This is a genomic window from Chitinophaga filiformis (assembly GCF_021646545.1).
GTDB classification, from domain to species: Bacteria; Bacteroidota; Bacteroidia; order Chitinophagales; family Chitinophagaceae; genus Chitinophaga; species Chitinophaga filiformis_A.
On sequence record NZ_JAKIRP010000006.1, the window covers coordinates 85347 to 109270 of the forward strand.

Genomic DNA, 23924 nt, shown 5'->3' on the forward strand with positions numbered 1-23924 from the left:
TATCCCTGCAAACTGTTAAGCTCTATATACCAGATACCCATGAAATATGAATCATCTGTGGATGCGAATATCTCCGAGCAGGAGAAGGCATTTCGCTCCTTTATCAGCAACGACCCTGCGCTGAGTTATTTCCTCGAAACGGGCAGCACACGTAAAAATGCAAGATTTTCAAAGGAAGAGATCTACAAGGATCCCGCATTCCTGGCATTTATTTCTCCCTATTTTCAGGATGTCTATGTAAAGGCAATACTCAGAGCGTTTGATCTGAAAGATACAAACCTGATGAGTGATGTGGCAGTGAACCCTATCCTGCTGGACGATACGCATAAGAAACAGGCGTTTGATCAGATCTTCGTTTACCTGGAAGAAAAGAAGGCCAAACTGGTGTCGCTGAGCAATAAATTACAACTGGGAGAAAGTATTATGATGCTCGATCTGTCAGACTATGCAGGTATTATGACCATTGCCAATCTGAACTACCTGCCGGATGAGTTCCAGGAATTCCGTTCTGTATATGCCAGGGAAATACTTAAAGTGGTGCGTTCGCTGGTAAGCCGCGATTTCCAGGCCGCATTGAACATCGCAACTGACCTTCGTCAGCTGAAATGTGATGCCCAGACAACTTACGATGCTGATACACTGTACCAGCAACTGGAAAATGCAAGCCAGAAGGCAAGCGCTGTTGAAGGTCTTTCCGGTGGCGGCGAGCAGAGTACTGGTAAGATCATATGGGGGATCATTGGTTTCATTATTATTATCATTAAGCTGATACTGCTCTTTGCAGATTGATATACAGTTTGCCGGATAAGGAGTACGCTTGTCCGGCAAACGCTTAAGCTCCATATAACCCAATACCCATGCAATACGAACGATCCGCGTCAGTAAACATCTCCGAACAGGAGAAGACATTCCGTGCGCTTATCAGCAATGACCCTGCGCTGAGCTATTTTCTCGAAACCGGCACCATGCAGCCAAACGCAAAATTTGCAGAGGAAGTGATCTATAGTGATCCTGCATTCCTGGCATTTATCTCCCCTTATTTTCACGAAGTGTACGTAAATGCCATTACCAGCGCGTTTGATCTGGAAGATACAAACCTGATGGGTGATATAAACATGAATGCTATTCTGCTGGACGATGCTCATAGGAAACAAGCGCTTGATGATATCCTGATTTACCTGGAACAAAGGAAAGCGGCACTGGAATTGTTTCACGCTACATTGCACATGCAGGGGCCTATTAACATCTTTATCCTGGCCGAACATACCAGCATAGATACTATCTATAATCTCAACTACCTGCCGGCTGAGTTCCAGGAATTCCGTTCGGACTATGCGCAGGTGATTATGAAGGTGATCAACTCATTGGCTAACTGGTACCAGTCGGCAGCAATGACCATGATCACCGATCTGCGTGAACTCTCCGTTGACATGCAAACTGCAAATGACGTGGAGGCGCTCTATACGCTGCTTAATGGGAACAGGCGGCCGGACGCCATTGAAAGCGGTTACGGTAATTCCGGCTATTCCGGCGATCCCGGCAAAAACACTCGTGAGATTCTAACGTTTGTAGTCCTTATGATCCTCGTCATCATTTTCACGATTATTGAGATGTCATCTCCGGATTACAAAGGGTCCCATGGCGGAGGCTATCATTATCACCGTTCATCCCGTTCATCTTCTCATAGTCATCATTAGTTTGCAGAAGAAAAAGGCTATAGCTCTATACATCCAATACCATGAAATACGAACAATCTGCGTCACCGAATATCTCTGAACAGGACAAGGCATTCCGCACCCTGATCAGCAATGACCCTGCGCTGAGCTATTTTCTCGAAACAGGTTCCATACGCCCGAACGAAAAATTTGCAAAGGAACAGACCTACAGGGATCCCGCATTCCTGGCATTTATTTCCCCTTACTTCCATGAAGTTTATGTAAATGCTATTACCAGCGCGTTTGATCAGAAAGATACAAGCCTGATGAGCGATATAGCAATAAATACCATTCTGCTGGACGATGCTTACAGGAAACAGGCTTTTGATGATATCCTTGCCTACCTGGAACAAAGGAAAGCGGCTTTGTTATCGTTTCACGCTAAATTGCAGATGCAGGAGCCCATTGACATCCTTAGTCTGACAGAACATAGCAGCATGGCAACTATCTCCAATCTCAACTACCTGCCGGCTGAATTCCAGGAATTCCGCTCCACCTATGCACGGGTGATCATGAAGGTAGTCAACTCACTGGTTAACCGGGACCAGCGGACAGCATTAACCATGATCAGCCATCTGTGCCAACTCACCGTTGATATGCAAACGGCCAATGATGTGGATGCGCTGTATAAGCTAATCAATGCAAATCGGCAAACAAGCGCTGCTGAAAGTGGAGCAGGTTATTCGGGTTATTCCAACGATTCGGGTAATTCCGACAATTCCGGTTATTCCAGCGATGTCGATGATTCCCGTGATTCCGGCGGTTTCAGCGGAAGCATTCGTGCTCTCGTAGTGGGTTTTGTCATCTTCGTCATTATCATCCTTAAAATGATGCTCTTTGGGGATAGCAGAGGGTACCGCAGCAACGGTTCTTATCGTTATCATCGTTCATATCGTCCCTCTTATCATCCTCCTTCCTATCATCCTTCTTATCGTCGTAATCGCTGATGGAAGGTATACGGTGAAAGATATAAACATATACATCCAATACACATGAAATACGAACAATCCGCGACAACGAATATTTCTGAGCAGGAGAAGGCCTTCCGCACCTATATCAGCGCCGATCCGGCGCTGAGTCACTTTCTCGGAACGGGCGACCTGCAACCAAACGCAAGATTTGTAAAAGAAGAGATCTATAGGGACCCTGCATTTCTGGCATTTATTTCTCCCTATTTCAAAGAAGTATATGTCGAAGCCGTACGCCGTGCGTTTGCGCTGAAAGATATGAACCTCATGAGCGATGTGACTGCAAATCCGCTCCTGCTGAATGGCGAACATAGATTACAGGCCTTTGACGAGCTACTCGCCGACCTGGAAGAAAGGAAGACGAAGCTGGCTGCTATGCACCATAAACTGGTGATGTATGAACCCTTCGAATTTACCGACCTGTTAGAATATACGGATGTAGCGATCATCGGTAACATGAACTATCTGCCGGTTGAATTCCTGGAATTTCGCTCCAGCTACGCGGCATTGGTGGTGAAAACCATCAAGGCACTGGTCAACCGCGACCTACAGACATCATTGACGATGGTCTGCAACCTTTGTGAACTGACAGTTGACATGCCGACTTTACAGGATGTTCATGCGCTGTGTACGCTGATTCACGATGCAGATAGAGAGCAAAAGGGGATGGAACGTGACCGGGAGGAACTCTATGACTTTATTTCCCGCCTCGGGAGGCGTCCATGGCCATTTATTTTGATTGGTATGGCTGTTTTACGTTGATATTTCCCCGCGGGGAAAAACAAAAGCTGACTGAAGTGAATGGAGTGTATCCATTGGTTTCAGTCAGCTTTTTTTACATTTACAGGAGACCATTAGCCCTGTATATTTCCTGATTTCTTATCTTCTCTTTCTTTTAAATAAAGATAACCACTGTACCAGGTTCGCTGTTGAATAAACAAAGAACAACTCTCTGCAGTCAGTTTATATTCCTTGTCGCCTTCTTCGTATCGATATACGGGGGGATCATCTCCTTCATCAAGTTTAATAAAGTAGAAAATCCCATTCTCTATAAAACAACCAACAATAAACATGTTCTTATCCAGAACAAAATCAGTTTCGCATGCTGAGATGATCTCTTCTGCGCCCTCCCTCATTTCTTCATACTGCGGAAAATTATAGCTATTGTCATCAATAAACCTGAATCCACGATGCTTACCGAGAATAAGATATACCTCACGATAGCTACGAGGGAACTTAACTCCCAATTTTTCCTCTATCCCGGTTACTTCCTCTTCTGTGCATGCACTCGTTACTCCAAAGTACTCTCTGTAACCACGTAGAAAATCCATATATAAGTATTCTGCTGCCATTATTTTCTCCTATATCTTCCTTCGTAAATTTTTATCTCCGGAATCTTACTGTCGCGCGCAAAAATGCCAAGTACATTTGTACACGATGGACAAACTGGCCTTTCGCTGAAAAACTCTATCCTTTCTATTTTATTCACATCTATACTTGTCTGCTTCCTAAACCATTCGACGAACTTAGATTCAGAATCCTGAATGCGGTCGTTGTTTATAACAAATTGCTCAAAATTACGAACTCCATCCGGCACATCTTCAATTACTTCTTCAATCTTTAGTCCTTTTTTGATTTGTACTGCACTATTTCCACTACCTGCAATTAGTGCTATAGGGACCATCTCGCCTTTTACGTAGATATGCACAACCAGAATATTTCTATTACCTGCAATTTTTGAGATGTCGCGCGCCGCATCTATTATCGCCCATTGGGCATCGCGTAAAGGAATATGGCCAGTTACGCCGCCATTAAAGATTCCATTCAGGAAGAAAGATTCTTCAATATCAATGTTCAGGTCTTTGAACATATCGGTTATCTCTGTCCTTATTGCAGCCATACCCTTAGCTTCACTAACTGCAGACTGCCCTGATGCCATAGCTCTTCCTGCTGATTCGGCAAGTTCTTCGGCTCTTACCATGTTTTGGTAAACTTTATTGAAAGCTTCAGGATTGTTTGCGAATACTGCCAACAGCTTCTTTTTAGACGTTGCCAAGTTTGCCGCATCTTGTGCAGTACTCTCTAACGCAAGCATAAAATTCCCGCCTGCCTTTTGCCTCTTAACTCCCGCAACTACAGCTTTATATGCCTTTACAAATTCACTATTCGCGGCCAACTTCTCTGCAATATCAGTCGCCACATTAAATTCTTTGGCAATCTCCTCCACTGACCCTGTCCTGGCTGCTGCTTTTCCCAGCTGGACCACTTCCGTACCTGGCGCTTCCTGTTTTCCTATTACGAGCGACTTACTATTATCAATATTACCATTCGCATCTATATGTCTGAATCCGTTTTCTGCCTCTATCACTCCATTCTCATACACCCTCACCACTCCATCATTCGCAACAATCGAACGTTTCGCTTTACGTGCCACGTTCTGCGCTGTTTCTATATTAGCACATGAAAGTAACACCAGTTGTCTGTCGGCAGCAAATCCTTGTTTCTTGATCCATCTCGCCAGGGATCTGCCCTCCATCACCAGGGGCTCTCCGTTATGTATCACAGTAAAGACACTATTATCTGCATGCACTACCAGATAGATGTTCTTATCTGAGGCAGGCATTTGCTTTAACCAGGCTTTTACCTTCGGAACGTCTCCTACCTTATCAAACGATACTGCCCTCACGCCAATCTCTTTACCATCTTCTATCACATCGAGCACGTCGGCCTTTTTAGCCAGAGCAGATCCAATTTTTTCCCATTCTGCGATTTCCCCTGCACCTGCTTTGGCCCTTCTGGCATCCAGCGTTTTGTCCAGGTCATCGAGATATCTTTCAACCTTCGGCGCTGCCTTTACCATGGTAGGAACAGATAACGCAAAACAGGCTATTTGCAGCGAGGTTCTCCATTTAGGACCGATAGCGTCAGTGTTTATCGCCTGTAGCGCTATACCTCCGGCAGAACCTACTATATCAGCAGCAACAATGGCCTTTCTGATATACATACCAGCCTTAAAGAGCACCCTAACCTCACCTATACCAATCGCCATCAGCCCCAGATCTACCGCCAGCCAGGCCACCTTCTCCGTTACCTGGGCATTGGTAATGGACGACATCAATGCCATCTGCATAGCCGGCATAGTCAGGACCTTCCCTTTAGCATATGTCTTACCTGCCATTTCAAAGCTTCCTGCTACCTCTACTGCTATGATATGATTAAAGTCGTACTCTTTACCATTTATTTTTAGTTTGTTACCGGAAGTAAATTCAACATTTGCATTTTTGAACTGCAACATATCTGCTTCCACCTGCGCTACTGTTTCGGGTGCGTTCAGCTTATCTCCTATTTCGTCCTCATCACAGGTGAAATATCCTGAAGAGGTGATCATGTTACTCAAGGCCATCATTACCCCTATATGAACCTTATCCTCCTTATCCCATACGCCAAACAGTCCATATATTTTCTTGATAGTAATGTCCTTCTCAATAAACTTCAACCATGCTACCTTCTCTTCGTCTTTGCAGCTAGCCAGCAAACGCAGGTACGCCAACCCTTTCGGTCCCAGGTAAATACCGGTGTTGTTATATCCATTGGTTAACAGTTTTAACGCCAATTCTCTTTTTTCAATAGGCACTGATTGTATATGGAAGGCCGGATCATCTTTCAGGTGATCAAATATGTCTGCAACAGGTGTCTGCTCATTTAAGTTCTCCCAGAATTTATCGTCTTTTACAACAATCGTATCTATGTACTTGACAAATTCAGTGTAGAAGGTCTTAAAGAATAAGACCTTATCCTTCTCATAAGCAGTCTTAATATTAGGATGGGCTATCAGATATTTACCCCATACATAATCATAATCATGCTTTGTAGCCGGGTACGTTGTTCCATCTCCTGCCTGCAGTGGAACATCTATATTCTTTGGAACTTCCCAATTTCCACCATTCGCTTCGCCTGAGCCGAAGAATCCATATGCCACTATTACCTCTGGCTGCGTGAACTGTGCAAAATAATCAGGGTAAACATTTCTCATCTGGGCGATCTTGTCTACCCACAGGTATTCTTCTGCATAACAGTGTTTTTCTGTCATCGCCACTGTGAACGGTGAAACGCAGTACAGACAGGACCCGTCTACATTGATCGGGACGTTCTGTTTGATAGTCTCATTTTTACTGTTGAGCATCGCTATCTGCCCATCCTTGAACGGATTGAAGCGCTCTGCCAGCTCACTGAACTTCAGTTTCTGCTCACCTCCCTTATAAGCCGGGATTGTAAGTCTTCTGAATTTCATCAGTTTGTATTCCTCTGCACATTGGATCGGGTAGATAAAACCGTCCACCATTGGTGTGTCGACTATCTGTATGAACAGTTCTCCTTTCTCATTCCTGAAGACGCCTTCTATATCGGAGTAACGATATTTCTCCATCGCACCGGCACTGTTCTTCTTTTCAAAGGACCTTACGGCACCAACAGTGATCTCAGGGTCAAATTGATCTGCTTTTCCTACGACCTTGACAGCACCATATTGGAACTCTACCTTACCCAGGCTGTCGAATGGTACTGACACTGCCGTACCAGACATTGTCAGGAAGGACACTGTCTTATTATCCTTGTTAATGAAATCCCTGATGATATTCTGACCGATATAGTTCTGGCTCGCCGCATCATCATCAAACACGCCCCATACGCTTCCCGGATCATGCAGGATGTCCCACTGGAATTTCAGCAACCCATACCCACTACCATAATCCATCAGATTGTCAGAAGATCCTTTATCCAGTCCGATGGCGGGAGCAAACGTATGTTCCAGCGTATAGTCTCCGTGACCTATTTCATGCACTACCGTGCGAACAATGGTTGCTTCAGTAGCGCCCTTAGTGAATACAAATCCAAACTGGCTTGCACGAGGCATTTTACCTGCCATATCTCCGTCAGCCAATGCGGCTTCATTCACCACGAACAGGTACACCGTATTGTCATCTACCTTGATGGATTTCTTATAAGCCTTCTTCAGTGCTTTCTCCTCACCGGTAAAATCATTGCTCAGGAAAGCACTTTTCTTATCCTGCAGCACGCTGTCGCCATTGCTATCCCATGCCTTGTTGTCGCGGAAGCTTTCATCTACCTCCACCGTATAGGTGATACCTACCTTACCATAGGTTTGCTGCAATGCCGTTCTGATCTTCTCTACAGGCGCGGCTGTACCTGCTCCTACAGGCACCAGCACCAGTTTCTTTTGTAATGCCTTGTAACTTACCACCAGCAGTTTACCCATGCTGATGTAAGCTCCGCTACCATCCGGATGTGTAGCATAGATCTCCTGCGCATCACCTCCAGGACCACCTGTCAGCTTAATAGAGAAGGTGTTATTACCATTATCTTTCGCTTCGAGTACGATGCCCTTTCCGGTCACAAACTTCAGTTTGGAAGCCGCGATGCCACTGGCGGCATTCGTTAATGTGGCGATCACTTCTTCCTGTTCCCCGGGTACGATAACTTTTGCACTTACATGGTATTTACCATTCGCCAGCGACTCATACTCACGCTCTACCTGTGTTTTACCGGCATAGGCAGGCTGCCATGTGTCGAATCCATACACGTTGCCTGCACCCGGCGTGAAGTTTACGGCTCCTTTATCTACCTGTACATTCTTCAGTGATTCAAGCACCTGCGGTGTAAAGGAGTTATCACGTTTACCGATAGCGGTCACTTTTCCTCCCTTGTCTATGTTGTACAGGTTACCACCTGCATCTTCCAGCACCAGCGGCAAGGTTTTACCCTTGTCTTTATAGTTGATCACTTCTTCTTTACCTGTCTCACTGTCTTTGAGCGTAATGGTACCGTCATCGGTATTTACCTTGATATTGGCAGGTGTAAAGATCTTCAGTTTGGTGACGATGTCGGGAACGATATCTCCGGTCTTCACACCACCTACGTCGTTACCTCCATGTTGTTCATCGAGTTTGTCGCTGACGTATTTATCGATACCTTCTGTCACCGCATTTACCACACCGCTTGTCACTCTCAGATCTGTGTTGACAGCAATATCCTTGAACTCCATCTGCAGGCCAATGCCGAAGCCCAGTGTGATCACGCGGCCTTTACCTGTGAACTTGCCATTACCGCCACTTACTTCTGTCAGGATGATATCAAAATTGCCTACACGGATGATCTTGCCTGCACTCAATGAAGCGATAGGCTCTTTATTATCCGGACCAGCCAGCAACCCGGCGTCTCCGCACACGAATGTTTTCGCTGAGTCTGTCTTTATAGTTACTACATCGCTATAAGGTCCATATACCCCTGCAATCTTCCATTGCAGCCTTCCTTCATACACGCGGTTGGGCTCGAGGCTGTTGACAGTAAAGGCAGTATCACGTTGTCTTTCTTCTGTCTGCCAGTCAAACTCTGTATCACCTGCTTTGGCAGCACGGTATTGCAAACGGTAAGCTTCCACCTGATACGCAGCATCTGCCAGCGGCCAGCCGAAACGCACACTGCGTTCGCCCGTGCTACGGCCTTTCAGTACAGGCTTCGGTATATTCCGCTGTGTAAATGGATTATTACCCAGATAGGTGAACGTGCAGCTCTGGCTTAAACCCTGGTTACTGAACATATCCCTGCCGCTCTTATCACGCGCCTGTACCACCCACACATACTGCATGCTGTCTCTCAATGCCGGTTCTCCGGGGCCATATACAATAGTGTTGGTCTCAGTCACCAGTGTATAGATAGGCTTGGCACTACGTACAATATAATCAGGATTGCTGCCGGCAGGTCTTATTTCATAGAGTGAGAACACATATTCTGTTCCGCTTCCGGGGATTGGATTAGGGGAGTTACGGCTGCTCCAGTTGAATGTGAGGAACTGCGGATCGAGTTTCTCCACACGGCTGTTACAGATCGGCAGGTTTAACAGTGGCGGATCGCTCTTACGGAAGAAGAAGACGTTGGAGCCCATATTACTTACCTGTACCTGCGGACGGGCGTAGTCGTATGCCGTAAAGGAGATACGATATGCACCTTCAGGCAGGGAACGGGTCTTTTCGTATTCCGTTCTGCTGAAGCCTCCGCTGTATTCAAGATTGGCAGGGTTAAGATAATCTGTCAGGTCTATTCCTCCTATGATAGTAGGAATTCCCGGACTCAGGGAAAGCGGTTTAGGGTTGAACGTAGCGGCTGTCCGCATAATAACGGTACCATTCTGTTCTACTGTCATGCGCAACCTGATATTATAGCTGGGCAGTGTCAGATCGTTCTGCACCAGTATCACCCGCAGTTTATCACTTCCCGGTACTGCGTAGTCGGGCAGATAAACGCTGTAGGGAGGTATGATCTGCGTGCTGGCAGTAACAGGATATTGCTGGGCTTTTACGTTTGTTAGCCCTGCTATCATCAGCAGCAGGCACAGTACGTAGCGGTATATGTGGGACATCCTATGGATATGATTAAGCGTCATTGTCAAAATGAATAGGTATAGTTGATCGTACTTGTCAGTTCGTTGTAGCCAGGTTGGTTAGCACTAGCGCCGCGCAGCACCCAGGAAACAGTAGCACCTATGGAATGCGTCTGTTTGCTGAAGAACTTTTTCTTACCTTCCCCTTCTGCGGGGGCTTCGGTTACTTTACCCTTCGGACTGTAATTAATATTGAGTCCTGTGTTGAAGAGGGTACTATTGGTAGTAGTGGTCGCGCCCTCTCCTGTTGTACTCTTCGCCGAAGTCATGTTGTATACGGCTGATAGGCCTGTACGCAGTGTCTTTTCAAGGAATTGCTTGTTCACGTTCACGCCCGGTCCCATAAATGTCGTACTTAAACCGGCAGCACTATTCTTATAATAGTTCACGGTAGCGCTCATGGTCAGGTCTTTCGGAGGCAGACTATAGGAATAACTGAGATTCGAAGTAAAGAATTTGGTCAGGATAGGATCAGTCGTGTCGCTGCTGCTCCTGTCGCTGGCATACTGATAGGAAGAGTTCAACGTAATGGCCTGCTGTCTGTCCTTGTCACCGGTATGATACATTACCATGCCATTGTAGGTATTATTCACCTGGTAGAAGTCCAGGGTATCCATCGGATTGTTGAAATAAGGATCGAACTGTGGTTTTACCCGGGTATAGTTACTGAAGTTGGAGTATCCACCATTCAGTACCCAGTGTTGGCCTGCAGTGACGCTGGCATTTCCGTTCACTACCCACCGTCTGGCATCACTGCTCTTGCTGTTGTCCAGATTATTGACCTGCATACCTGCATTGGCAGAGAGGTTCACCCTGCCGTTGAACAGTTTGAATGATGGCGCCACGGTGATGTTGCGCATGTCGTTCACTACGTTGTAGGCGCCCAGCGTTACATAATCAGGGGCAACCCTTTCATAGCGTAACTGCACGGTATAAAAGGAACCATTGTATCCGAGTCCTGCCTGGATCGCGTCAAAGTAGCGGGTATTGTTGGTGGGCGAGAGGAAATGTTTTAACAGGTTGGAGGTGCCCCTGCTGCTGTCAAATGCGTTCTTCTCCCCACGTACATCACGGTTGATAGCAGAGACTGAATATTCTACATCTACAAAGATGTGCTGGATGATATTTTGTTTTACGTTGAAGGCGACCGCTACGTTCTCTCTTGGTGTGATGGTGGCGTCATCCGGTATGAAGGGCAATGAAGCGGCATCGTCTTTGGCGCGGAACAGCGATACGCCGTAGCTGTTCCCTGCATTTTCATAGGCCACTTTCAAACCTGCACCTTTACGCTCAAAGGAGGCCCTGCTATAACTTTCCGGCACCAATACATCAAAAGGTACTGCCTTCAGGAGTGTACCGTACATGGCAGAGATCCGCCATTTCTGGGGAGTAAGCTCTACTCCCACTCCGTTGAACATATGCCCTGCCAGTGTATAGTTACTGAAGTTCATACTGGTGGTACCCACATACAGGCGTGCCCATTTATAGCTCGGCGCAAAGCGGAACTGGTTAAAGGGCTGCGAATAATTCCTGCCCTGATTGCTGTAGCTGAAAGAGAACGGCATATCATATCCGAACAGGTTGATGTTGATATTACCATTGAGGTACCAGGCAAAGGGGTCTCTCCTGCTTTCAATACCACTGGCTGTATAGGCAGTGGTACTTGCATTGATGGACCCGTTCATGGTCACTCCTTTTTTTACTCCCAGCTGGTCGAGTGCCTGAGCGCTGGCAGCGTGGGTACCGATCAGCAACAGGCTGATAGTTATCACTAGATATATGTAGCGGTGCTTCATAACGTAATTCTTTTATCGGGAGATAATAAACCGGATGTCCTTGCTTTCACTTTCTGTTATTATTCTTAGGATGAAAATGCCTGTAGCTCCGCTGCCTATGGAGAACTTATCGTCCACCTGTAAGGTTGGCGCGTACTGGCGTTTATCAGCCACTATTCCATTCAGATCGTATACATAAGCCACTATCCGCTGTTTACGGTTGAGTTTTACCGTAAAGCTGAAGTTGCCGTTATTAGGATTGGGTGACATATAGACGGTGTCGATCACACCTACGGGCTGAGTGTACACGGGCCCTGCCAACGGATCATAAGGACTGATCTGCAGATCTTTCCGCTCGGAATAGGTACAGGTACCAAAAGTCGCCGTCATCGCTACCCAGTAGTTGCCCGGAGATGCGAACTTAATCAGTGGTATACCGTTATCATAACCCAGCAGGGTTGCTTCAGGAGAATAAGACCAGGTAATACTCTCCGGCGCAGGCAGGCTGATATCTTTGATGATCAGGGTGTCAAAAGCGTTTCTACGGGATGCTACCAGGAAATTGACGTAGGGCTTTGTATTCAGCTTTGTTATTTCAAAATCCTTTGCAACTTCGCAACCATGTGCATCCTGTACTTTAATGTTATACCTGCCGGCTTCTATTTGTGTGAATGAACCTGATGTTAACCAGCTGCTGTTGTTGAGGGCATATTTATATGGCCGCGTACCTCCGTTTACAGTAGCGTCGATCGTGCCGTTGTTGACGCCATCACAGATAGCAGGAGCACTCACTTCCATAGACAGTGCCACCGGTTGTGGGACAGTGTTCGTAAATGAGCGGAAGCATCCAGCTCCATCGGTTACTTTCACTGTGTAAGTTCCTGCGGAGAGTTGCTGCAACTTATTACCTGATACGCCTGTTACGTTCCACTCGTACGTATAGCGACCGTCACCCCCTGTTACATTGATGGTCAATGCGCCATCTGACAGGCCGTTACAGCTTACCGGAGTGACCACACTTGCACTATTGATCGCCGGGTACATGGCCTTAATGCTTGTGTTAGTTGTGGCGGTACATCCGTTAATATCCTTTACCTGTAGTGCATAATCTGCCGCAGGCAGATTTGTAAATACAGGGGCATTCTGCCAGTTATTGTTGCCTGATGTATATGTATATGGACCTGTTCCTCCTGTAGCATTCAACGTGATCTTACCCGTAGGATTGGCGCCACATGGCAGATCTTCCTTGCTGCTGACTGCCAAAGAGAGTGCTGCTGCCGGTTGACTTAATCCCAACTGACGGCTGAGTTCACAACCACGGCCATCTATCACTTTCACAGTATAATTGCCTGCTGCAAGGTTAGCGTAACTGTTGTTATTACTGAAAGCGCTATTATTGATGCTGTACCTGTATCCTGCGTAATTTGCGCCATTACCGCCGGCAGCGTTGATATTGATACGGCCATCCGCCAGTCCGTAACAGGAAATGGCTACGCCGTGGTAATCGGATGTTGTGATCGTGGCGTTAAGCGCTGTTGCCGGAGCCGTAATCTTTATAGGGTTGGATACGCGGGAATAACAGCCTGCTGCATCTTTCACTCTTATAGTATACGTTCCTTCTTCCAGGGTCGTGTTGTTATTGAAGGTATGATCGTAGTTACCACCGTTCCAGGCATATTCATTCGTTAATGCACCGGTACCGCCATGGGCCGTGATCTGGATACTACCCTTCTGACCATAACATATAATGTCTCTGGCAGTAATGTTGTCTATGACAATTGCAGGATTGGTAGTGCCTACCTGTACTGTCAGTGATGTGCCACAGCTGTTCAGATCTTTCACCATTACGGTATAGGTTCCGGCTGCGAGCCCTGAGAAGGTAGCGCCTGACTGCCAGTTCCTGTTGTCTATACTGTATTGTAGCGCGCCTACTCCTCCGCTTCCTGCTACTGTAAAGCTACCGGCAGGTACATAAGCGCAGGTCACGTCCTGCTTGCTTACCAGCGCCAGGCTGATGGCGGCGGCAGATTGGGTAAAGTTGAAGGTATTGGAGACCACACAACCCCTGCCATCTTTTACACGCAACACATGCGTGCCTGCATTGATCTGCTCTACCAGTGATGCGTTTGTATAAGGGTTATTATCCAGTGCATAGGTATATCCAGAATACGCTGCGCCATTTCCACCACTGGCACTGATGTTGGCATATCCGTTGCTCCCTCCTGCACAGGAGATATTGAACCCGTTATAGTCAGACAATGTGGCCGTAAAGCTAAGCGGTGCTGCCGGAGCGGTGATCAACAGATCATCCGGATAGTTGGTAGTACACCCCTGTCCGTCTGTCAGGCGTAATTTATAGTTACCGGCCTGCAGGTTTGCTCCATTTACATAATTATCTGATGTAGCCCAGTTATCATTACTGATGCTGAATGTATGTACGCCGTCGCCACCTGCTGCATTGATATTGATATGACCCGCTGATCCGTAACAAACGATATCGCTTACCACTGCATCATGGATGGTCAAGGCCGGGTATTTATAACTGATATCAATAGTGGTGTCCTTTGTACATCCGTTGGCATCAGTTACATTTATTACATAAGTCCCCTGCGGTAATTGTTGTACAGCCACACCTGCTGTTGCCGTTGCGCCATTGACACGTAATACATATGGTGCTGCTCCCCCGGAGATGTTTGTGGTGATACTACCGGTAGATGCACCATAACATGTAATATCATTCTTTGTGACACTGATATTGAGAGCGGGTTGCATGAGGGTAATATTCTTCGTCACCACACATCCTCTGCCATCTTTTACTTTAACAGCATACACTCCTGCAGCCAGGTGGTCGAATACCGCCGAAGATTGGTAAGCGCCATTATTGAGGCTATACTGATACCCGGCATAAGCACCACCGTTTCCGCCGGTTGCAGTCACCGTTATTTTGCCGTCGCCGGCATCTTTACACGAGATGTTGAAGCCGTTATAATTAGAGACTGCGATCGTTGCATCCAGCGCTGCCGGTGGCAATACGATATTGTAGGTTGCCGCCGCATCTGTTCTGCAACCGCGTGCGTCAGATAACCGCAGCTGATAAGTGCCTGAAGTGGTGATCGGTGTAGTGGCGGTAAAAGGCTGATACGAACCGCCTCCGTCCAATGACCATGAATAGGTATAAACGCCGGTACCTCCTGTGCCTGTCATCGCGATACGTGCTCCGTCTGCCAGACATACGGCGTCTGTTATTGTTACACCGGTGATCTTCAGTTCAGTCGCAGGCGCTATTACAGCGTCTGCAGATGTCACGGTACAAGCTGTTGCACTGGCATCTGTGATGATCACCCTGTAAGTTCCGGCACTCAGTGCTTCGATCTTTGTATCGGTATCAAACCAGAAGCCATTGCCGGTCCATACACCATTCTTCAACTCCTGCCATGTATAGCGGTAGTTACCGGAGCCACCACTAACGGTTGCATGCAGCGATGCATCATCTGCTCCGTAACAACTGATGCCTGTTGCCTGTAGCTGTACATTTAGCGGTGTGCGCTGAAACACGGATACAGCCTGTGTGATCTGGTCGTTACAACCGGCTGCCTGATTTGTCAGCTGAATATTATAAGTACCTGCTTTTAGTCCGCCGAAAACACCGGTCGTATTTGTTACCGGCGCCATGGCTCCTCCCGACAGTGTGTATGTAAATGCATTACTGCCACCGGCTCCTTTGAATTCAAGACGGCCGTCAGCACCACCGTTACAACTTACAGAGTCGCGCGACAGCAACTGCAGTGATAATGGCGTTGGTACATTCAGTGTGGCAGGAGCTGACCAACCGGGACAGCCTGCTACTTCATCATTATACAGCGTAACGGAATAAGTACCTCCAGCCAGTCCGTTAAAGGTATAGGTACCCACCGTTACGGAGCCTGATTGTTGTACCAGTGTGCCGCTCTTATAAAGCTCATATCTGTATTTCGCAACAGTTGTATTGGCTGTTATGGTGATCGATCCATTCCCCGGTGTATTACACGTTGGCTGTAGAGTGCTGATCTGGCCGGTCATCTGCACGGGTTGTGTCAGCTCAACAACGAAATTGCCTACTACAACGTTCGGACATTTGCTGTTCCTTACACTGACTTTATACTTTCCTGCGGGCAGATTCTGCCACAACATCGCAGCACCCGTACCCGCCTGTTCTGATCTGTAGACGGTATTATCGTCATGCAAAAGCGTGAACAGGTATTGGCCGGTCGGATCTCCTCCCGTGGCAGTAATACCTATTGTTCCATCGTTTGCATTATAACAGCTGATATGTTTCCGTTGTGCAGCGTTCTCTGTTACTGTGATGGCTGGAAATGAAGAGACAGTGAAGACATAACTGGCGAAACAATTCCCTGTTTCTTCTCCGGGATTGACGAACCACAATGAGTATGTATCTTCCGGAAGGTTATTGATCGATATCTCATCGGATACTGGTACATTCCCCGCACTCTGGGCAATACCATTGCCACAGGTGGTATTTGCCCCTCCCGGGAAACAGGGTTCCACTGCCGCGCCAGGCCTTAAGATCCAGCGCATATTCGGATAGGCACTGGTTACAGCGCCTGAAGGTACCCTGATAGATCCCATGGATTCTCCCTTACAGGTGTTCGTTGTCTGTACCAGGGTCCTGTTCAGCACAGGAGCTGGCGCCAGTATTTCTATGGGGCTGGTAACCGCACTATATGGGGAATAATAGGTTACGTTGCTATACTTTGCTTTCACACGGCAACGGAAGCGGACGGATTTTGTACCACCCAGAACTTCAGGGATCTTTTCTGTTGGTTTAAAGAAGACCTCATAGTCACTGCCGCTGGTCTCTACCTCACTGAGTAGCTGCCATTGTGTACTTCCATTGATCTGATATTCCCATACAACATAAGATTGTACAAAGACATCGGAGAACAGGGCCCAGTTTTCAACACTCATCAGATACATGGTTGAATTGCCACAAACGGGCCCCGTTGAACCACTGATCGTGTTAGGCGCAACCATTGCATATGCCCAGCGGGCACGCAATATATTGTTGTAATTGATGTACGGTCCTACATAAGGGACACTTGATACCGCATTTTTATCATATGGATACACTGCATTCGGATAGATCTGGCCAAAAGCAGATGGAGTCGTCACACCGTCTTTTCTGAGCAATGTGAAGGCAGGGGAAGACGCTACTGTTAAAGGCGCTCCGGGAAAGAAGCGATAATCCTGACCAAAGCCTATGTTCCCAATAAAAATGTAACTATCAAAGCTATAGCTGGGGTCTATCTGTCCATATAGCGATGTGGTGGTAGACAAGCCTTGTGCGCCTACCTTATTACCCGCTAAAATGATAACTATTGCTATCAGCCACCTTATTATGTTGCTGATCTTCATCTGCTACTGATTTAAAATTTAACCTCTACCACCTTGCTCATTTCTGCTTTGACATCCCCTTTCATCACAGCGGTGATCTTATATTTATAGATGTTACCAAGGAATACCTCGTTGTCTGTCCATTGTTGTTTATCACCTTCTGCGGTAGTGTACAGAATAAAAGGATTATCATTCTTGGCGCGGTAGATCCGGAATTGTTTCACGTCAGGCTGATTGTACTGCCAGCTGAGTTCCACCTGTTTCTTTTCTTTATTAACTACCCCTTTCAAGCCCTTGATGGCCACACGTTTACCTGATTCAAACCAGATATCGCCACTTAGTTCTTTTGCACAATTGCCGGCATCGTCGTACACTTCCAGTTCATAGTAATAAGTGTTACCCATTACCAATACCGTATCGATATAACTTTCACGCCTGGTAGCGGTATCCCATACCGCTACCTGCCTGCGGCTGCTGTCTTTTACATTGACACTGTAGAGACCATATTTTACTACGTCGGCACTGGAGCTGTTGATCCATTGCAGGACGATAGCGTGCAGGCTGTCTGACCTGTAAGCCTTTGTGATCACCGGCCGTGAAGGTGCTATCGTATCAGGTCTTTTCAGCATTACATATGGTGAGTATTCTGAAGGGTTGTAGTTCTTATCTACTGCGATCACTTTGTAAAACACATGGTGCGTAAGTGTATGCAGTGTAACTGTATCTGTGAAGCCGGGTGTTTCCAGTATTTCACGGGTCACTTCCACAAACTCTTCCCTGGTGCTGTTAGCCCTGAAGACCCTGTAACCACGGAGATCCTGCTCAGTATTTTTTGCCCACTGTAAAGTGACAATACCCACTGAGTCGATCTTACCTGCCAGCCCTGCGGGCACCGCAGGCGGCGTGCTATCTATCAGCTGTGCGAAGTAGGGGAATGAATAAATGGCTTTACCACTCTTCGTGATCCCTTTGATGCGATAGTAGTTTGACACCAATGGTTGATTGTCGGTATAGGTAGTTGCGGTTCCCTTCAGGGTTGCCAAAGGGCTGAAAGGCCCGGTACCTTTATCTGAACGGGAGATGATCACTTTGTCCAGCTGACGGGATAACTTACCCGGTAATGACCATTGCAGGGAGATCTTTTTGTTGTCTACTACAATGATGGTATCCATCACGGGCACGTCAGCAACTGCCGGCACCCCTATGCCTTCTACTGTATGTGACCAGGGCCCGTATTCACCGAAAGGCGTAATACCACGTACCCGGTACGTATATCTGTTGTCATTATCCGGCAGGGAATCCTGATAATAGGAGAAGCCGTTCTTATCCGCTGAAGTGGGCAGTATCGGCAGGTCAGACACCGGTTTGAAGTTCTTTCCATCCACCGCACGTTCTACATTATAAGCGCTGTACATGCCCCGGCTGAATTTGGTGAGCCAGCCTAATGTAGCAGTACTGTCGCCACAAACGATAGCCAGTTCGAGCGGTTTTGAAAGGACCACCGGTTCATCCAGCGATGCTATTATAAATGCAGTATCGATAACGAGGTTCTTTGGCTGCTGAGCCGGTGCGATACGGTAAGCATACCGCTCTCCTTTCTTTACACCGGCATCTTCAAAGTAGAGACCTGCGCTCTGCGCTGCATTGATGGAAAGGTCGCACGACAGCAGGGCCATCGCCATACGCCAGTCGTTCGTATTCTTACTTTCCAGATAGGCGCCAAAGCCTTTTTCAGGCGTGACCTTTTTACCATCTTCTCCATAGATCAGCTCCGCAACAATGGCGATACGATCATCCTTCTCTGCCAGCGCTTCCATGCGTTGTAAGGTATATGGCTTTAATGGCTGCGGGGTCAGCATGACAGCTTTCGGCTGACTGACCAGCGCTCCGTTGGAAGAGATAGTGAATCGCTCAACGGTGTAACCATATTTATTTCCGATCTCCCAGGCTATATAGCTGGCGGGCGACCAGCGTAAGCGGATCTTCCCGTCTTTGGGATCGGCTATTCCCACTATCTTATGTTCATTATCCTGTGCATAGGAAATACCTGTGCTGCAAAACAACATCATCACGGACGTCAAAAGGGGTACTAGGATACGACGCATGTCAGTTATAATTTATAGTAGATATTCTTTGTTACTGTTGATGTGATCTGGTTTGTACCTGGTAAGCGGTATTGCAGTTCCACAGGATAATTAATATTACCCTGCAGGTCGGGGAATGTATACCGTAACAGGCTGCTGGCCCGTGTACCTGCGTATCCGTTCACGTACAATCTGCCTGCTTTCGTGATCAGTTCCATGTAATCTTCATGTGCGGTGAAAGGCACATAGTACATGAACCGGCATGAACCGGGTTTTACAGGTGCTACCCCATCGCTCACATGATTGCTTTCCAGCTGGTAATAGTTGTTATCGTTGTTGTATAAACGCACCGATTCCAATGGCGGTATACCTCCGGTAGTAGCCGGATCACGGGCCAGGGTCATTGATGATTCGAATGGATAACCGTTATACAGTAATGGCAGGATCTTGTTCTGTAACCATTCATTGTTGGTGCCTGCTTTCAGCAGGATGAGCGGTTTGGTTGACCAGGTAGCATCTCCGCTGATATCAAACCTATCGAAGGTTTCTGCTGTAGTAAAGCGCGTACCGATCACCGTCACATAACCGGTTGCAACATCCCAGAGGTCTTGTGCGCCCGTCACTGCGTTCATCTTTTCTGCGAAGGTGCTGTACTTGCTGGTGCGGAAGTTGTATGCGATCAGTTCTTTATCTGCGTCAGAGTTAGCGGTACCTTTCAGGGCAGTTTGTGTGATGGTGGTGCTGTCGCCCTGATCACCCACATCTGTCTTTTCTATCCTGGTTACGTTGTTGGCAGCCTTTTCTCCATCCAGTGATGCACGGATGATGTTATAGGTATAGATCATTTCCTTCGACAGATCTGCAGGGATATCAAAGTTGACCTGTACAGCTGCTTCATCATAAGAGACAGTGCTTGCGGACACCTGTTTCTGCGCAGATGTGAAAGCTGCGGTCACACTGTAGCTTTTTCCTTCATCATCTGTTTTTCTGAACAGTTTAGGCTGACCATATTTCAGTTTGATGTATCCTTTTTTGTATTCTCCCGGCAGGAAGTTGTACTGAGCTCTGACAGGGTAAGCATAGGCAACGTTCTCCCAGCTGATGGTCTTAGGTTCTTCACCTGTAGTGAAGGTGCTGGATTTCACTTCATAATCAATATTGCGGCCATCGCTCTTCAATGCATCCCAGGCAGCGCCGTTCTGTTTTTCGAAGTGGATTTTTGCAGATGCGGTCAGCGTGCTTTCTCCCGGCAGGATATCGCGCTGGTTGAGCGATGCAGACATACCATCAGGATTTACCACGACGTTGCCGGCAATCTGTGCGCTACCATTCATCAATTTCACTTCATCCAATCTTACACGGTAGGTTGCTACTTCGTCGTATTCATTCATCATAGAGAATGGTTTCTCTATCGCGAGGTTGAAGGCCACCTGTGGTGATGAGAACACGCTGACATCAGTACCCTGATCGTCCGGCTTGATATCACTGATCACTTCTATGTTGATCTCCTTCCCACCTACGATCTCACATTGAGACCCCAGTTCTACTTTGATGTTGGCAGTACCTTTCACGATACCACCCAGCACAGAATATTTTACGCCCACCATCCCTCTGAACCAGGAAGGATTTGGCAGTTTAGCCTGTAACAATACGGCTGCAGATAATTTAGCGATAGAGAATCCTCTTTTCTTCCCGAAGACCTTCACACGGATCCCTACGTCGCCCTTCAGGTAGGCATACGCTTGTCCGGAAGCATACCATCCGTTGAAACCGAGCGGGCTGTTGCTGCCTTTACACCTGGCTTCTCCGTAGTTACGCAGGAGGATATCGGCGCCAGCACCTATGGCAAACTCACCATAGACACCATAATCAAATGAGAATCCTGTTTTGAAATGTGCGCCGAAGCCGAACCCTTTACCGGTGCTCATGGTGTTTTCCATGGCCATGAAGTCGGTATTCACATCATCAAACACTTCGCTTACTTCTACAGGTACCTGCGGCATATCTTCCACTTTCGATCCCATCATGAAGTAGCTTCTTACTTCTGCTACACCAGCGACGGAGAGACCATTCATCTGTGAAGGACGGCCCACGTATAAGTACCAGTCGTCTGGTCCAATATGTATGACAGACTCTCCTACCAGTCCCCGTTCGTTCACTCCTTTTATTACACCGAGGATGTTGATATAGGTTTTCAGGCTTGCATCGAAGGTGCTGTTGACGTTGTCAAAGCGCATCTTGAACTGTACCCATACCGGTGCAGCTTCATCTTCTTTCGCTTCGTTCTTGCTCTTGGCCTTGAGGGCTTCATGCATCAGGTAACCAGCTCCATCAAACTGTGCGTAACGGAAACCTCCATTCGTTCCAAACTGAACTTCCAGCGCGAGATTGGCATTTACGACCACCTCTGTAGTGAGTGCCAGAGAGACACCTCCCATGAAACCGAGGCCTGCATCTTTGGAGGGTACATACTGGAAGATCTCGTTGACATCCTTCAGGCCTCCTTTCTTATCTATGGCGTTCCTGGAGTCGTAAGGGTCAAAGTTGGCCGGACGTTCCATGTGGTATGACATACCTCCCATCAGACCGGTGATCTGTAACATTGGCGGCAGCGGGATCCTGACACCGATATAGGCATCCACGTGCCAGTAGCGGTAATCGTCCTTGGAGCCGAAATAGGCCGTAGCTTTTGCTTTCGGGATCGGTCCGGGCAGGGCGAAGTCGAGTGTACCTCTGAAGCCGTTACCATATACAGGATGATCATCAAAGAGTGTGATGATACCATGCATCTGGAAGGCCATGACTTTTACTGTCAGGTCGATATCACTAACCGTTACTTTGTCCAGCTTCCATTTTGTATCTGTCTTTTCAACAGCTGCTCCATTCACCATCACTTTTTCCCTGATCTCTTCCTGGGCAGCTGTAACGGTAAATCCGGCGCTTCCACTGAAGCCTTTATCACCGGAGTTCATAAAGTTCAGCTTCACCGTAGCACCTACGGCTACCTTTCCTTCAGAAATACCTAGGCTAAGGTCATCAAAGCTGATCGGGAAGCCGCTCATCTTTGAGCCGCCATCTCCGGCTGATTCGAACGAGAACGTGCCACTATGTACATAGGGCTTCTGTGTGGAAAGAGTGAGGTCTTCGAAGGCAACGCCTTTTACGTTCAGGACACTCTTGTTAAGTTCTACTTTACCTGTGAGGGTTGCTTTCGGAATGAAGTCTTTATCTGTTTTGGTCACTTCGATGCGGCAGTCCTTGTTCAGGGTGATGTTACCGGCAAAGAAGGCATATGTTTTATCTACAGTAGTTGCTAAAGCGAAAGAGTAATAGGTATCACTGCCGCGCATGCTGACAGCTGCATCATAATTCAACGGGTCGTCGCCGAGGAAGCCTATTTTCAGTTGTCCACCCAGTGAACCGCCGTTCAGTTTGTTCTTACTGAAGCTCAATCCTACTTTCTCGATAGACATTGGCCAGCCGCCTGCGCTGGCATCTCCCAGCTTAACGATGTTCTCGGCTGCGATGTTACCACTTACTCCCTGATCGTCTATGATGAAGTTGGAGACCGTTACCTTAGGTCGTCCACTTTTCGCCGCTACTTGTTGCGGTAATCCCACTTCCAGCTCCTGCAGGTAGAATCCTCTCCACAGGTCAGGGCTGGAAGGATCGTCCAGCATATCCGCAGTTACATTCAATCCTGAAGGGTTGGCGAGGTCACTCATATCCACCACGGCATGCTTCACTTTAAAGTTGAAGTCTTTCAGGCCCTTGATACGGAAAGCGGGAATATTGATATCGGCCATGATATTGCTGATATCTTTGGCAGCATTGATAGTGAGGTCTGCGCGTACGGCAGTCTGTGAAGGATCATCGGGCTCAAGCCATCCCTTATCAAATTCGAACATCCCTTTCAGGCTGACCGATTTGAAGCCGTTACAGTCCCATTCCACGAAGTTGGTGCCGTCTCCGGGGAAGGTGAGTTCAACATGCTCGTTGATGTTCACTTCCTGGTCGTTGAGCAGCATCAATTTGGTGGAATTCCCTACACCTACTCCTCCCGGCGTAAAGGCTATATCTTTTCCCCCGAATATCAGCTCCCGGGTAGTACCGGGGAAAGTAAAGCGGAAATAAGCGCTCAGGTAGGCTCCCTGAGGCGTCATGCGAATACTGTCAATGGCAATGACGTAGACCTTGCCGTTTATTTCACGGACAAGCCCCACAGGCAATGTGCCCAGTGATTCGTCGGTCAGGAAATTGATAAACTTGTTCTTTTCCTTGATCTTATTGAACACGCTAACAGCATGATCTGCAAGGCTTTCTTTGGCCGTGTCTTGTGGAAGAGCGGCTGTGGAATGTGCGGCGTTAACGTAAACAGGCCACAATAAGAGCAGTAACAGTGAAAATACTGTCAGTCGTAGGACAGGTACAGGGTGGTGCTTCATCGGTCAACGGGTGGGTGTCCCTTAATATTAACAATAAAACAAATGTAACTATTTATCGCCCATATTAAAATTTTTTGTTCAATGTTAACT

10 protein-coding genes are annotated in these 23924 nt (G+C 47.3%); 4 read left to right on the forward strand and 6 right to left on the reverse strand.

Annotation, left to right across the window (positions count from 1 at the left end):
* Positions 1-39: 39 nt before the first annotated feature.
* The 4 genes from L3C95_RS16730 to L3C95_RS16745 all read left to right on the forward strand — a co-directional run bounded on the left by L3C95_RS16730 (position 40) and on the right by L3C95_RS16745 (position 3445).
* Positions 40-789, forward strand: coding sequence for a hypothetical protein (locus L3C95_RS16730; RefSeq protein WP_236389226.1), 750 nt, complete (start codon positions 40-42; stop codon positions 787-789).
* Positions 790-857: 68 nt separating this feature from the next.
* Complete coding sequence (locus L3C95_RS16735; protein ID WP_236389227.1) at positions 858-1697, forward strand: hypothetical protein; 840 nt, start codon at positions 858-860, stop codon at positions 1695-1697.
* Between the two features lie 41 nt (positions 1698-1738).
* Entirely contained in the window at positions 1739-2662 is a 924-nt protein-coding gene (locus L3C95_RS16740) for a hypothetical protein (protein WP_236389228.1), read from the forward strand.
* A gap of 45 nt (positions 2663-2707) precedes the next feature.
* Positions 2708-3445 carry a hypothetical protein gene (locus tag L3C95_RS16745; protein WP_236389230.1) on the forward strand — a complete coding sequence of 246 codons (738 nt, stop codon included), beginning with the start codon at positions 2708-2710 and terminating at the stop codon, positions 3443-3445.
* Positions 3446-3537: 92 nt separating this feature from the next.
* Here L3C95_RS16745 and L3C95_RS16750 read toward each other — a convergent pair whose 3' ends face one another.
* From L3C95_RS16750 to L3C95_RS16775, 6 genes are read right to left on the reverse strand one after another with little or no spacing between them, the layout of a single operon-like run.
* Positions 3538-4035, reverse strand: a complete 498-nt coding sequence (locus L3C95_RS16750) for an SMI1/KNR4 family protein (RefSeq protein WP_236389231.1) — start codon at positions 4033-4035, stop codon at positions 3538-3540.
* Entirely contained in the window at positions 4035-10118 is a 6084-nt protein-coding gene (locus L3C95_RS16755; protein WP_236389232.1) for a hypothetical protein, read from the reverse strand. The genes L3C95_RS16750 and L3C95_RS16755 overlap by 1 nt, the downstream gene beginning before the upstream one ends.
* Before the next feature lie 26 nt (positions 10119-10144).
* On the reverse strand, positions 10145-11935 hold the full coding sequence (locus L3C95_RS16760; RefSeq protein WP_236389233.1) for a hypothetical protein: 1791 nt from the start codon (positions 11933-11935) through the stop codon (positions 10145-10147).
* Between the two features lie 12 nt (positions 11936-11947).
* Positions 11948-17326: a T9SS type A sorting domain-containing protein gene (locus L3C95_RS16765; protein ID WP_236389234.1), complete on the reverse strand. Its 5379-nt coding sequence runs from the start codon at positions 17324-17326 to the stop codon at positions 11948-11950.
* A gap of 11 nt (positions 17327-17337) precedes the next feature.
* Positions 17338-19410 carry a hypothetical protein gene (locus L3C95_RS16770; RefSeq protein ID WP_236389235.1) on the reverse strand — a complete coding sequence of 691 codons (2073 nt, stop codon included), beginning with the start codon at positions 19408-19410 and terminating at the stop codon, positions 17338-17340.
* A gap of 5 nt (positions 19411-19415) precedes the next feature.
* Positions 19416-23834, reverse strand: coding sequence for a hypothetical protein (locus tag L3C95_RS16775; protein WP_236389236.1), 4419 nt, complete (start codon positions 23832-23834; stop codon positions 19416-19418).
* Positions 23835-23924 lie beyond the last annotated feature (90 nt).

Bases quoted from the DNA above. Each gene is read 5' to 3' on its own strand.
- L3C95_RS16730 (WP_236389226.1), top strand. From the start codon at position 40: ATGAAATATGAATCATCTGTGGATGCGAATATCTCCGAGCAGGAGAAG.
- L3C95_RS16735 (WP_236389227.1), top strand. From the start codon at position 858: ATGCAATACGAACGATCCGCGTCAGTAAACATCTCCGAACAGGAGAAG.
- L3C95_RS16740 (WP_236389228.1), top strand. From the start codon at position 1,739: ATGAAATACGAACAATCTGCGTCACCGAATATCTCTGAACAGGACAAG.
- L3C95_RS16745 (WP_236389230.1), top strand. From the start codon at position 2,708: ATGAAATACGAACAATCCGCGACAACGAATATTTCTGAGCAGGAGAAG.
- L3C95_RS16750 (WP_236389231.1), bottom strand. From the start codon at position 4,035: ATGGCAGCAGAATACTTATATATGGATTTTCTACGTGGTTACAGAGAG.
- L3C95_RS16755 (WP_236389232.1), bottom strand. From the start codon at position 10,118: ATGTCCCACATATACCGCTACGTACTGTGCCTGCTGCTGATGATAGCA.
- L3C95_RS16760 (WP_236389233.1), bottom strand. From the start codon at position 11,935: ATGAAGCACCGCTACATATATCTAGTGATAACTATCAGCCTGTTGCTG.
- L3C95_RS16765 (WP_236389234.1), bottom strand. From the start codon at position 17,326: ATGAAGATCAGCAACATAATAAGGTGGCTGATAGCAATAGTTATCATT.
- L3C95_RS16770 (WP_236389235.1), bottom strand. From the start codon at position 19,410: ATGCGTCGTATCCTAGTACCCCTTTTGACGTCCGTGATGATGTTGTTT.
- L3C95_RS16775 (WP_236389236.1), bottom strand. From the start codon at position 23,834: ATGAAGCACCACCCTGTACCTGTCCTACGACTGACAGTATTTTCACTG.